This is a genomic window from Thalassotalea montiporae, from assembly GCF_053485855.1.
Map to the genome: position 1 here is coordinate 232,575 of NZ_JBQRUO010000004.1, position 13,644 is coordinate 246,218.

The window sequence follows — 13,644 nt, forward strand, 5'->3', positions numbered from 1 at the left end:
GTCATTCCGTTTCACTATTTAGGTTAATTATAACTTAACTGTTTATATTTACAGTATCAAGAAAACTGAAATAAATGACAAATACTCCAAAACTTATGATGAAAACAAATCTAACTGGTTATCTGTGATCTGCTCAAACGATAAATTCACAAAAGGCAAAATCGCATCGGCAACCGATTTCAACTGGCGTTCGATATACAAATCGTAGTCAAGTGGTGCGCTTTGGTGCTCTATCGCTTGAGGGCCTTGAGTGGTCAGAACATATTCGATATGGCCGCGCTTTTGGTATTTGGCCTTTTGACCGTTAGCAAGGTTGATAGCATCAGCGGCTCTTGCCGCTTTAATATGGGGCGGCACATTTTTTACGTAGTCATCTAGCTTGCGACGAATACGCTTTCGATAAATGAGCTTTTCATCAAGCTGCCCTGCTCTGGTTTGATTCACTGTATCAAGGACAAAGTCGCTGACTGGCTCGTCGTGAAATATTTTATCGTACAAAGCTTGTTGAAAATCTTTAGCCAGTGGCGTCCAATCGGTGCGGACGGTTTCTAATCCTTTAAACACCATACGTTCATTTGGCTTACTGTCATTTTTACTCGATTTATCAGCTTCATTGATCACAAGACCAGCATAACGCTTTTTGGTGCCAACATCGGCTAAGCCACGAATAGTCGGCATAAAAAAACGAGAAAAATGGGTTTCAAATTCTATTTCCAGTTTACTCTCAATCTGATATTCGCTGGCAATATGCTCGTCCCATTTTTCATTAATTAGCTGCTCAAGCTCCTTGCCAATGCGCCTTGATTCTTTGACGTTATGTGACTCACCAATTGCAACGAATATTGAATCAGTGTCACCGTAAATCACTTGATAACCGATATCTTCAATCCATTGTTTGGTAGTTTTTAAAATCTGGTGTCCGCGTTTGGTAATAGATCCTGACAACCTAGGATCAAAAAAGCGACAGCCGGTAGAGCCCAGTACACCATAAAACGAGTTCATAATAATCTTAATCGCTTGCGATAAAGCGGCATTTTTATCGCGCTTGGCTTTGTCTCGCGCTGCCCAAAGCTCATCAATAATGGCTGGTAGAAAGTGCCTTTCTCGTGAAAAATAAGCATCATCAAACCCAGGGACGATTTGGTTTTGCGCTTTTAAATTACCATTTTCCGCTTCTAAGCCTTGAACCCTAAGCTCTTCAGATTGTAAACCTTCGGCCTTTAGCCCTTCCGCTCTCAGTCCTTCGGCCTTTAGCCCTTCTATTAAGCCCATAGGATCTATATAAAAAGTGCGGATAATACTTGGGTATAGGCTTTTAAAATCTAACACAAGCACATTGCGATACAGTCCGGGAATAGAGTTCATTACATAGCCACCAGGTGAGACTAGATCAGACTTTCCATCTCCTAAATTCGGGGCAATGTAGCCAGCGCGATGCAATTTAGGTAAATAAAGATTGGTAAAAGCGGCCACCGATCCGCCGATTCGATCAAGCGATAATCCGGTTAACTTGGCTCTAAGCTTGGCAAAAGCTAGTAAGTCGGTGTGTTCAAATATCTGCCAGACTAAACGGCAATCTTCTAGGTTATAAGCGGCTAATGCTTTTTTGTTATGGTGAAAATTGTCAACAATCTCGTACAGGCGATTTTCTACATCTTTGACCTGTTTGCGCTTGCCCAAGAGTTCATGAGCAACATTGTCGAGCGAGAACGAAGTAAAGTTATAAGTGGCACTTTTCAGTAGATCAATACCATCAATAACGACTCGCCCCTCGATATCCATAAAGTTTTGTTCGCTATTGCGTTGTTTTCGCCAATTAGGCGCACTGTTATCGCGGCCAATCGCAAAAGGAATGTTGTGCAAGTCGTAGCGCTTTTGTAACAAGCTAAAGTCAAAATTAACCACGTTCCAGCCAATAAACACATCAGGATCGTACTCTGCTACCCAAGCCAGAAAGCGCTGTAATAACTCCGCTTCATTGGCGAGCCATTCAATATAATCGCAGCTTTCATCAAGTGGCTCAGGCTTGCCTATCATCATTACTTTTTGACAGGTATCGCTGTACAGCCCTATCGAATACAGCTCGCCTTTAGGGCTACATTCCAGATCAATCGACACCATAGACAGCTTAATATCGCCCTCAGATTTCTTACATTTGGCTTGATATAAGGTTGGGTAATGATGGGCATGGTTTGGCGTATAGTTGCTTGTTTGGCCAGTAAAATAACAATTATCAGTAACAAAGCGTTCCATTAAGTAGCGATCTTCAGGGCGAATATCGTCTTCAAAACACTTAATATAGTGCTGTTTCAGCAACTCTCTGGCTTGGTAAAAATCTCTTAACTTGGCAAAATAAAGCCCGGTTACAGCCTGCTGAGCAAAGGTTTTTAAGGGGAGCAGTGTTACTTTGGCCGGTTGCAGTTGATGTTTAGCAAGGAGTTCAAGTGCTTTTTCTTGCTCCGTTTGATGGATAAACAGCAGTGCGCATTCATCCGTAATTTTGAGGTTAACTGGCCCTTGCTCTGTAACTAACCACAGTGAAATGACCATGCCGCGTCGGGTATCATAGGTTTTTCGGGTTAACACAAAGCCAAAAGCACTGTTGTTAGTATCGACGCCACTCGCCTGAACCTCATTGCTGGTAAAATTGTCAGATAAGTTGGCCATTAAGTCTCGCCACATGCCACCACAAACTGTTAATATATACAGCAGTTTAAAACAAATACCTGTGAATGGGAACCAATGTCGACCGCCACCAAAAAGCAAACCAGCGCGCTTAGCGATAATATTAAACAAGCCATTCGCACTTCCTACAAAGCCATCGGTGAAAGCCTACCCAACTTTAACCCACGCAAACAGCAAACTTTTTTGATTGCAGAAATAGCCAAAACGCTGGCCGGTGAGTACGACAAAACCCGCAAAATCATTGCCGTTGAAGCAGGTACGGGCACAGGTAAGTCATTAGCTTATAGTTTAAGTACTATTCCGTTAGCGCTTTCGAAAAAGAAAAAAGTAGTCATTTCGACCGCGACCGTTGCCTTGCAAGAGCAGCTCGTCAATAAAGACTTGCCCTTTTTGAAAGATCACGGCGGTATAGACTTTGACTTTACTCTAGCGAAAGGCCGCCAGCGTTACGTTTGTCGTCATAAGCTAGCTGCCGCAGCTAACGCCAGCGAAAATCCACAGCCTGGTTTTACCTTTGCTGAGCAACCGAACCGCTTTGATATCAAGCTAATTAAAGAACTCAACAGTGCGCTCAGTGAAAATCGCTGGCAAGGTGATAGAGACAGTTGGGCAGACCCAATCCCAAATCATGTGTGGCAAGCTATTCAATCAGATAAACATAGCTGTTTGCGTCACTTAGCGGAGCATACGCACTGCCCGTTTCACAAAGCACGCGATACCATGGATAAAGCCGGTGTGCTGGTGATAAACCATTCACTGCTATTATCAGATTTAGAAATGGGCGGCGGTAAAATTCTGCCAGAGCCGGATGAAACCTACTATGTGATTGACGAAGCGCACCACTTACCCAAGGTTACGCGTGACCATTCAAGTGCCGCAATCACCTTAAAAGGTTCGTTGGAATGGCTACAAAAAGTGGCAGATACCGGCGATAAAGTGGCCAAGCTTATCAAGTCGCAATCATCAATAAACCCATCGCTAAAACTCGCCGATGATTGCCAATCGCTGATTGCCGATATGCAAAAAATTCTGCAATTTGTTGAAGCAAACCAAGCGACTTATTTTGCTAATGCTGAGCAAAACAACGCTCAAAGTAATAGCATGCTAAGTTACCGTTTTGAGCACGGTATTATTCCACAGCTGATTAAAACCAGTGCAGAAGATTTAAGCGAATACAGCCGCAAATGTTTAGCACATGGTAACAAGCTCTATTACTTATTAGTGGAAGCGGTGAAAGATGGTGACGTAAAGGCCTACTTAGCAGAGCCATTATTATCAGAATTTGGTTTTTTACTCCAACGCCTAGAAAACTTTAACGCGCTTTGGGTGATGTACGCAAAAACCGACAGTGAAAAAGCCGCACCACTAGCTCGTTGGTTAGAAAAACTCAGTGGTAAAAAGCAAGACTACTTATTATCTGCTTCCCCCATTGAAGTAGGTTACACACTTGAAGATAAGCTGTGGTCAAAATGCGCTGGTGCTGTACTTTGCTCTGCCACTATCGTAGCGCTCAATTCGTTTGACCATTTTCGCCGCCAAGTGGGTCTTTCCAATAATGATGGTACGCAATATCAAAAAGTCGATTCTCCATTTAACTACCGTGAAAACGCTGTGCTGTCTGTGCCTAATGTGAGCTATGAACCTAGCCATCCGTCATTCACCGATGAGCTTTGTAAATTGCTACCGGCATTAATCAAAAAAGATGAGGCAACACTGGTACTGTTTTCGTCATATTGGCAAATGGAACAAGTAGCAAAAGTGATGCGTGAAAAACATAAAATTTCTCTGCAAATGCAAGGAGAGCAAGCTAGAAGCTATATTATCGAGAATCACAAAAAGAAATGTGACAACAATAAAGCCAGTATTTTATTTGGCACCCAAAGCTTTTCTGAAGGGCTAGATTTACCTGGTAATTACCTAACTAACTTAGTAATCACTAAACTGCCGTTTTCCGTGCCTACTTCGCCAGTAGAAGAAGCGCACGCCGAATATGTGACCGCCAAAGGCGGCAACCCGTTTATGTCGATCACCGTGCCTGATGCTTCCAATAAGCTGATTCAAGCCTGTGGTCGCTTATTGCGAAATGAGAAAGACAGTGGTGTTATCACCCTGCTAGATCGCCGCGTGGTAACTAAGCGCTACGGTGGTGAGTTACTAGATGCCCTGCCACCGTTTAAACGTCAAATCAGTTATTAATAATTGTTGCAGTAATGAGTTATTGCTTAAGTGATAACTCTTTATTAACCCAGTTAAGGCCATCCTCAAAGCTTGAAAAGCCAGCGTATTTAACGCCGGCAAACTGATATAGCTGCTGGTAAATATTTTCGGCGAGTGATCGACCTTCTACTTCTGGCGAATAGATAAAAGCAGAGGCAATAGGCGACAACCCTTCTGCTTTAAATGATTTTAAGTAATCTTGATAGTATTCAATTGCCTCTTCCAATACTAAACAAGACTCACTAAACACACATAGATCAGCCCAGTAACCCCATTTAGCTTTGAACACAGGGCATACCTGCTGCTCTATCTTTACCAAGGCTTGAGCCAGCTCTTTGTTAAATGGGCCTTGCGCATGATAAACAACGACTCGCTCAGAAGGAATTTCAAGATTGACAATACCATGTTGGCGAAACTGTGAAATGTCGATGGAATTTGTGCTGTAACTCATTGCCATAATAAATCGCTTATACAACATGCTGATACTACCTAACTATACTCGATCGCCTTTAAGAGTGTTAGCTGTGGCACTAGAACTATTGCAGTTGTTGCTGTTTAAAAAAAGACCAGAGCACAACAACTAGTGCTCTGGTTACTTTGTTTGATTAAAACAGATTAGTTAGCTATATCCTGAAATTTAATAAGTCTCTTGTGTGTAACCCCTCCTTAATTGTTCCGTTAATTATTAGTTTTTTGCCATTTGCTTATCACTTTGCTGAACAATGATCATCACACGGCGATCATAAAAGCTAGATTCTTGTTGGGCGTTCGCAACTACAGGGTGATTCTCGCCATAGCCAATGGTATTGATTCGATGCGCGCCCACACCTTGGTTAACTAAAGCGGTTTTTACGCTTTCCGCACGAGCGAGCGATAAAGCTTGATTGCGTTCACTACTGCCGAGTAGGTCGGTGTAACCAGACAAATCAATGGTTAGGTCTTGATTACTGTTAAGAATACTAGCCAGCGCATTCACTTGTTCCGCGTAGTAGCTTGGGATATCGCTTGAGCCTGTATTGAACTGTAAGCTCATCATTAAATTACTGGCCTGCAAAGCACTGGCTTTTGCTTGCGACTGCTCGAACGCTAACAGCTCTTGTTGATGCTGAAACTCTGCGTCTTGCATCTGGCTTTTAAGGCTGGCTAACTGCATTTCGAAGTTTTTAGCTTGTGCTTTGTTAGCTTTGGTTAGTTCAACAATATCTTCTTCACCATTGAGGGTTTTCATTAAAAAGGTACCCGCAAGGCCTGTGATCATGGCACCCGCTGGACCACCGAAAATACCACCTAAAATCGCACCAGCACCGAAGCCTAGTTCTTCTTTACTCTCATCAGAAAAAGTGTCGTCCGATAATCCTTCAGCTTGTGGCTCTGATAATGAACGTGAATGAGAATTAGCTTGCGCCATAGGTGTTAATACTAAGCTCGTTAAGATTGCTGACGTTAAAATAAGTTTTTTCATCTTGTTATCCTTTTACCTTTTGGTCTTATGTTCTATTTAAATAAGTTGTTTGGGAACTTGATGATTATTAAACACAGCAAAAGCGACCAAATCGGGCGACAAAAATGGCAAGTTAGCGAGCAAATGTGGCAACAATCTGGCAATTTCGCCAAAAGTGCCCTGATGACAATAAATTAGGATATAGTGAACGCCATTAAGAAGCGGCGCTAAAGCCCGTTTATAGTTAATAAAGAGAAATAAACGACGTGAGTAAAAGGTATGAGTAAACGCATAGCCATAGTAGAAGATGACGACGCCATTCGTGAAAACTATGCCGATGTATTGCGCCATCAAGGGTATCAAGTACAAAGCTTTGCTAATCGTCAAAGCGCAGAAGCGGCTTTTACCGTTCGCCTGCCTAACTTAGTCATTCTAGATATTGGATTACACGATGAATACGACGCGGGCTTTGAGCTTTGCCAATGGCTTAGAGCCAAGTCTTCTACGTTACCTATTATCTTTTTGACCGCGCGTGACAATGATGTCGATACTGTTTCGGGTCTACGCATTGGGGCAGACGACTACTTAACCAAAGACATAAGCCTACCCCATTTAACTGCTCGTATTGCTGCACTGTTTCGCCGTCAAGATGCACAGAATAAACCAGTCGATCAGGAAAATCTAATTGAGCGAGGGCCATTAGTGATCGATAGTCAGAAAATGACGATTAAATGGCATCAACAATATGTAGAACTTACCGTTACCGAGTTCTGGATGGTTTTTGCATTGGCAAAATCACCGGGGCATGTGAAAAACCGACAGCAGCTTATGCAAGACTCACAAATTTTTGTTGATGACAGCACCATTACTTCTCACATTAAACGTATTCGTAAAAAATTCAGTAAAATAGAAGCTGATTTTAACTGTATCGAAACCGTCTATGGTATGGGCTATCGCTGGAATGATACAGAACAAAGCGCCTCATCACTAAGTAATGAGGCGTAGCTTTGATTACATTGCCTAACCGCGCAAACACTATTTCTGCCAACAAAGGATTTATCCGTATTGGCTTAAGAACCAAGTTAGTGATCCTCTCTAGCTTCCTTTTTACCATTCCTTGGTTTGGCTATCAGTATGTTTGGGAGATGGAAAAATACCTGCGCTATGGTCAAGAACAAACTATTGTTGGTACAGCTAGGGCGCTAGCAACAACACTGCACGATCGCCCGAATCTTTTCGACAACCAAGCGTCTTTCTTAGCCAGTGTTGAAAAAGGAAAAGATCTATACGGCTTTCAAATTCGTCAACCTATTCAGTTAGATGGACGGTACAATGACTGGCCTGACTTTGAAGGAAAGGCGCACTTTTACGAAGACTCAAACATTATCTGGCAAGAGCCCAATCAGACTGTTAGCCTTCGCTTTAACGCCGCCGTCGGCAAATACGACAAATACTTGTACCTATTTTTTAATGTTGTTGACGATAAGCTTATTTTTCGTGGCAACAATGCACGGTCGATTTATCTCAATGATCATTTAACGCTGAGTCTCACCGGCCCTAATGGCGAACACCAACAATATATTGTCAGTAATAAAAATGCAGGCTGGATAGAGTCTTTCCATTTAGATAATCAAACAAGTCGCCCACAGCCAATTAACTATATTCAAGGGGTATGGCAGCCAAATAACACTGGCTATAACGTTGAACTGCGCCTACCGCTTGACTATGTCGGCAATAAAATAGGCTTTAGTTTTGCCGATGTTGATGCGCCAAGCACCAAAGCAACGAGTTTAGTCGGCTCGGCTAATACCTCTGATCCTGAGCAACTAGGCACTATTCTCGTTCCTTCGCCAGAAATAGAGCGTATTGTGAAAGGCATGAGCTATACCCAGTCCAGCATTTGGGTAATAGATAAACACCAACGGGTACTGGCGAGCGCTGGTGATATTAATAGCGCAAGTGGTGTTTGGCGCTCAACCGCGTCAACTAATGCCAACTCGGGCATTTGGCCAACGTGGTGGCATTGGCTGCAAACTAATCTGTTACATCCGCTTTATTACAAGGTGCTGACCAAACCAACGCAAGATTTTTACGACCAGCTTTACGATGAAAGCCACTTAGCTGGCGAGCATATCGAGCAAGCGTTATCAGGTCAAGTACATAGCCAATGGCGATTAAGTACCGACAAACAAGCTGTGATCCTCTCGGCTGCCTATCCCATTTATATTGATGAACAAGTACAAGGGGCAGTGATAGTTGAAGAAACCACAAACGGTATTAAAACCCTAAGAAATAAAGCGTTAGAGCAATTATTTACGTCGATTCTCGCCATTTTACTGGTTGGTACCATTAGCTTTTTCTTTTTTGCATCTCGTATTTCAAACCGTATCCGTCAGCTTCGTAATCATGCAGAAGTAGCAATAGATGAACACGGGCGAGTAAAAGAAGACCTACCTGCCCTAAAAGGAAACGACGAAATTGGTGATTTGTCGCGCAGCTTCTCTACGGCGGTATCGCGATTAACTCAATACAATCAATATCTGGAAAACTTATCTTCGCGTTTGTCACACGAGCTTCGCACACCCATTGCCGTAGTGCGTACCTCAATAGAAAACTTGTCTATGTACCCTATTCCTGAAAACGCCAAAGCCTATATTGAGCGTGCAGAATCTGGCGTGCACAGGCTAAATCACATTATTACCAGCATGACAGAGGCCACACGCGTTGAACAACTGCTACAACGTACCGAAAAGCAATCCTTTAATGCCTTTGAGGTTATCGCCAGTTGTATTAGCGGTTTTAAACAAATTCACCCCGAAACAACTTTTAACTTCCAGTCACCAAGTCAAAAAGCCAATGTGCTAGGCTCGCCTGAACACTTCGCGCAAATGTTAGAGAAAATAGTGACGAATGCCGTTGAGTTTAGTTGTGACGCTCAAGTAGAAATAATGCTGATCACGGTGAAGAAAAATCTGATTTTAACCGTGAAAAACAATGGTGAGTTATTGCCAGAAACGATGGAAAATCGTTTGTTTAACTCTATGGTATCGCTAAGGGAAGAAGCTTCAGTAAACAGTGAATCTAGCTTGCAATCATCACAGCCATCGTCAAATTCACAGCCACATTTGGGGCTTGGGCTTTTTATCGCTCGGTTAATTTGCGAATACCATCAAGGGCAAATCAGTGCGCAAAACTGTTTTGACCCTAATGGCGTGCAAATTAATATCGAAATACCGCTAACTGAATAAACGGCTATGCTTTGACGTTTCGGCTGACTGTCGTAATCGTTAGGGTTTGGTGGCTATGCTCTGGCTAGGATTAGGCTTAGCACTATTCAATGCCAATATATTTGTGTACTTGCACTGACAAGCGCCAATTATTTTCAATGCATGTATTAATTGCGAGCTCAGTTGCTCGCTGCTTTTGGCTTATTGGTTGCAAGTAAACTTGTTTATCTGTGACTTGGTGCTCTGCTAACAATGCTTTTAAATCATCTACATGTTGTTCAGTGGCCACTGGGTGCTTGATTTCATTTGCGCGCTGCATCGCCTGCGATAATACTTTGTAGCCACCGCGCATATTCACTTTCGGTGACACCGTTACCCAGCACTTTTCAGTGGTATTAATTTCAAAGGTGCCAGAGGTTTCAATTTGTGTGCTGTAACCACGGCTTTCAAGCACTGCACAAAGTGGCGTTAAATCGAACATACAAGGCTCACCACCAGTGATTACCACATGCTTTGCTTGGTATTTTTGTTCGATAAACAAGGCAGCGATGCCATCAACTGATAACTCACTCCAATGCTCAGACTCTTCGCTTTTTGCTAATAAATCGTTAACGGGAATAGCTAAGTCAGGCTTGGTTTCCCAAGTGTGCTTAGTATCACACCAAGAACAGCCGACAGGACACCCTTGTAAACGGATAAATATAGAAGGCTGCCCCGTAAAAGAACCCTCACCTTGAAGGGTTTCAAAGATCTCATTAATTTTATACAAAATGGTATTGTCGGTAGGTGTTATATCAATTGTCATGCTTTCGCTAAAGAAGTAGATCAAGTAAAATTCAACGCATTATCGATTATACCTCAAGAGAAGTAATAAATGACTGAAAAAGTTGTCGTTATCTATTCCGGCGGCATGGATTCATACACAGTACTGAATCGCGCAATTAAAGATGGTATGGAAGTATACCCACTAACGTTTGATTATGGTCAACGCCACGTTAAAGAAATTGATTGTGCAGCAGCTGTATGTAAATCATTGAATGTACCGCATAAGGTTATTGATATTTCAGCGATTAATCAGTTATTGGCGGGCTCGTCACTAACTGATGATATCGAGATTCCCGAAGGCCACTACGAAGAAGAAAGCATGAAATCTACCGTAGTGCCGAACCGCAATATGATTTTACTTTCACTTGCTGTGGGTTACGCTGTTTCAGTTGGTGCTTCAAAGGTTTATTACGGCGCACACTCTGGCGATCACGCTATCTACCCTGACTGTCGCCCAGAGTTTGTTGAGAAAATGAATGATGTTTGCCAAATTGCCAATTACGAAGCCGTTGAAATTTACAGCCCTTATTTAAGTGTTAGCAAAACGGCTATTTTAACTGACGGCATAGCGATGGGCCTAGACTACAGCCAAACATGGACCTGCTACAACGGTCGTGAACACGCTTGTGGAAAATGCGGTGCTTGCCAAGAGCGTTTAGAAGCCTTCCGTGATAATAACGCAACGGATCCATTAACTTACGAAACTACAGCATAATTCGCTAGCGCTAATTATAACGTAAACATCGCGGGCAATCTTGCCCGCTTTTTATTCTTATTGTTTGTAAATTGTTCTTTTGTCTGTCATCTTTAGTAAACGTAGCTCATATTAAACAAAAACTTAGCTTGTTTTTGGTGGTGGTGTGGCAACAAAAAAAGCCAGTTCAGAACATTGGATTTCAATCATTTCACAGCGAGAATTACCAGCGTTAACTTCAACTGCGCTGTTACTCGATAAATTTGCTAACGATGATGTTTCATCCCTACCGAGATTAAGCAACGCGATTTTGCACGATCAAGTGCTTTCTTCTTCTTTACTCAAGGTTGCCAACAGCATTCAGCGTATCGGGGTAAATAAAATCACCACAGTCTCTCGCGCTACTGTGATCCTTGGCATTCAAACAGTTAAAAATATTTGCCTGACCTCTAAGGTCATCGAAAGCCTGCTGAAACATAAAGATCTCGATATTGAAGTTTACACAAGAATTAAAAGCTTGATGGCGCAATCATTCTTTGCCGGACAACTTGCTAAAATGATGCTCCCTAATCACAGCGATGAAACTCAAGAAGAAGTTTACATAGCAGCAATGCTGCGCAGAATTGGCGAAACAGCATTTTGGTGTTTAGGTAAGGAATTTCAAGAAGAGCTAGATCATTTGATCAGTGTACCAAAACAGCAATATGAAGAAGCATGCATTGAGCTTATTGGAATGTCGTTTGATGAATTGAGCATTGGCTTAGCGCGCCGCTGGCAACTAGGTGATTTAATGATTAAATCACTCGATAACCCAGAGCAACGGACGCTAGAGATGCAAGTTATCTACCTCGCCGACAAGCTGGTTCATTATATTCACAACCCGCCGACCGCAGTAAAGTACAATAAAATAATTCGCCAGATATCCAAGTTAATGAAAATATCTGATCAGCAATTGCTTTATCGCATTAAACAAACCCGCGAAACGTCAATCAAGTTATTAGAGTCATACGGTGCACAAATACTTATTGAGTATGTGAAAAAACTTCCATCTGCAGCAGATCTTGCGCACGATAACCAGTTTGTTTATGAGGAAGTTGTCAATAAGGAAGCGGCGTTGCTGAAAACCATTCAGCACCTCACCAGCATGACGTTAACGACTAAAGACGCAAGCCTATACTTGGAATACGCACTAACGCAATTGGCTAGAATACTAAATTTTGAAACCTGCTCGTTTTATTTGCTGACCAATTTAAAACAAACATTAACTTGTCGGCAAACCGTTAACCACTTTGGCAAAGTTGTAGAAGAGCCGTTAACCATCTCACTGACAGATCCGAAATCTTTGCTAAACCGAGTTTTATATACCCAACAACCCGTAATCGTAAACAACGAAAGTGACCACAGTAACGCTCGCTTTCCCTACCCAGTTAATAAGCTTTTCGCCAACTCAAAATTGGTATTCGCAGCAGTACATATCAAACAAAGTAATATAGGTATGATTATAGGACAGCGTAAAAAGCCAACAATAGAACAAGCTGAACTAGACAACTTCCATTTGCTGACTCAGCACCTTAATATGTGCCTAACCTTGATTTCGCCCAATAAAAAAGCCACATGATCACCACCGCTATTAAATCCACACTGGACTATTGCTTATTTACCTTAGGTTTTATTTTAGCCGTACAACTTCCCGAATTTATTCAACAATATAAACAATATTTGGCAGGTAAACTAAGTGAAACTCAGTGGCATTTAAATGGCTACCAGCAAATTGCCGATCAAAACTATCAAGGTAGTATTCCAGCGTTAATTCAAGATTACCTAGCAAGTGGTAAGCAAGCGATTGAACAAACAGGTCAATTGGTCAGTAAGATGTTAACTCGCAAACAAAGCCTTGCAGAGACCATTGCATCGCTTGATAGCAACAGTTATATAGAGCAAGTCATTAGCTTATTTACTAATGTAAATGTTAACGATGCAGAAACCGTGCTTGGTTATTATCAATTAGCGATCCCATTAACCGTTGAAGCATTAGCATCAGGTGTTGTGTTAGCCTTTATCTTTATTTGGCTTCGAATGCTAGTTACAGGGTTATTTAGCCGAGTGTTACCCCAAGGAGCTTAGCGCTTGGAGCCTAACGTTATCCGCTAATTTTCTGAAAACGAAAACTTCATGTATAAAAAAATCGAGGCATAAACCTCGATTTTTTTGTCTTCGCTAGCAACAAGTTAAACGTTATTTACCTTGCAGCCAATAGCATACTTTACTCGTTGCCGTCTTCAACACGACTCTTAAGTTTTTGACCCGGTCTAAAGGTAACCACTTTACGGGCAGAGATAGGAATATCTTCACCAGTTTTAGGGTTTCTGCCAGGACGTTCACTTTTTTCTCTTAAGTCAAAGTTGCCAAAGCCTGATAATTTAACCTGCTCACCTTCTTCAAGAGTTTCTCGAATTTCTTCAAAGAATATCTCAACCATATCTTTAGCATCGCGTTTACTCAACCCGACCTTTTCATATAGGTGTTCTGCGATTTCTGCTTTGGTTAGCGCCATT

Annotated in this window: 11 protein-coding genes; 6 read left to right on the plus strand and 5 right to left on the minus strand. The window is 42.1% G+C overall.

What is annotated here, in order from left to right; translation table 11 throughout:
- Positions 1 to 93: 93 nt before the first annotated feature.
- Positions 94 to 2,667, minus strand: coding sequence for a DNA polymerase II (locus ACSLUR_RS13815; RefSeq protein ID WP_448555603.1), 2,574 nt, complete (start codon positions 2,665 to 2,667; stop codon positions 94 to 96).
- 75 nt (positions 2,668 to 2,742) lie between these two features.
- Between ACSLUR_RS13815 and dinG the strand changes: the two genes are divergently transcribed.
- A complete protein-coding gene (gene dinG / locus ACSLUR_RS13820; protein ID WP_448555469.1) occupies positions 2,743 to 4,881 on the plus strand; it encodes an ATP-dependent DNA helicase DinG in 2,139 nt (712 codons plus the stop codon).
- Between the two features lie 19 nt (positions 4,882 to 4,900).
- Here dinG and ACSLUR_RS13825 read toward each other — a convergent pair whose 3' ends face one another.
- Both ACSLUR_RS13825 and pdsO read right to left on the minus strand, forming a co-directional pair.
- Positions 4,901 to 5,380 carry a hypothetical protein gene (locus tag ACSLUR_RS13825; RefSeq protein WP_448555471.1) on the minus strand — a complete coding sequence of 160 codons (480 nt, stop codon included), beginning with the start codon at positions 5,378 to 5,380 and terminating at the stop codon, positions 4,901 to 4,903.
- 207 nt (positions 5,381 to 5,587) lie between these two features.
- Complete coding sequence (gene pdsO, locus ACSLUR_RS13830) at positions 5,588 to 6,364, minus strand: sortase-associated OmpA-like protein PdsO (RefSeq protein WP_448555473.1); 777 nt, start codon at positions 6,362 to 6,364, stop codon at positions 5,588 to 5,590.
- 258 nt (positions 6,365 to 6,622) lie between these two features.
- Between pdsO and pdsR the strand changes: the two genes are divergently transcribed.
- Entirely contained in the window at positions 6,623 to 7,348 is a 726-nt protein-coding gene (pdsR, locus tag ACSLUR_RS13835; RefSeq protein ID WP_448555475.1) for a proteobacterial dedicated sortase system response regulator, read from the plus strand.
- Positions 7,349 to 7,350: 2 nt separating this feature from the next.
- On the plus strand, positions 7,351 to 9,591 hold the full coding sequence (pdsS, locus tag ACSLUR_RS13840; protein ID WP_448555477.1) for a proteobacterial dedicated sortase system histidine kinase: 2,241 nt from the start codon (positions 7,351 to 7,353) through the stop codon (positions 9,589 to 9,591).
- Between the two features lie 82 nt (positions 9,592 to 9,673).
- Here pdsS and queE read toward each other — a convergent pair whose 3' ends face one another.
- Complete coding sequence (gene queE / locus ACSLUR_RS13845; protein WP_448555478.1) at positions 9,674 to 10,375, minus strand: 7-carboxy-7-deazaguanine synthase QueE; 702 nt, start codon at positions 10,373 to 10,375, stop codon at positions 9,674 to 9,676.
- A 69-nt stretch (positions 10,376 to 10,444) separates the two neighbouring features.
- Between queE and queC the strand changes: the two genes are divergently transcribed.
- The 3 genes from queC to ACSLUR_RS13860 all read left to right on the plus strand — a co-directional run bounded on the left by queC (position 10,445) and on the right by ACSLUR_RS13860 (position 13,213).
- Positions 10,445 to 11,110 (plus strand): 7-cyano-7-deazaguanine synthase QueC, encoded by a 666-nt coding sequence (queC, locus tag ACSLUR_RS13850; protein WP_448555480.1) that lies wholly within the window; start codon positions 10,445 to 10,447, stop codon positions 11,108 to 11,110.
- 145 nt (positions 11,111 to 11,255) lie between these two features.
- The gene (locus ACSLUR_RS13855) at positions 11,256 to 12,707 is read left to right on the plus strand and encodes an HDOD domain-containing protein (RefSeq protein ID WP_448555482.1); all 1,452 of its coding nucleotides are present in this window, start codon (positions 11,256 to 11,258) and stop codon (positions 12,705 to 12,707) included.
- Positions 12,704 to 13,213 (plus strand): DUF2937 family protein, encoded by a 510-nt coding sequence (locus ACSLUR_RS13860; RefSeq protein WP_448555484.1) that lies wholly within the window; start codon positions 12,704 to 12,706, stop codon positions 13,211 to 13,213. Before ACSLUR_RS13855 ends, ACSLUR_RS13860 begins: the two co-directional genes overlap by 4 nt.
- Before the next feature lie 139 nt (positions 13,214 to 13,352).
- Here the strand turns inward: ACSLUR_RS13860 and ACSLUR_RS13865 are convergent, their stop codons facing one another.
- Positions 13,353 to 13,643 (minus strand): integration host factor subunit alpha, encoded by a 291-nt coding sequence (locus tag ACSLUR_RS13865; protein WP_116000146.1) that lies wholly within the window; start codon positions 13,641 to 13,643, stop codon positions 13,353 to 13,355.
- Between the last annotated feature and the right edge of the window lies 1 nt (position 13,644).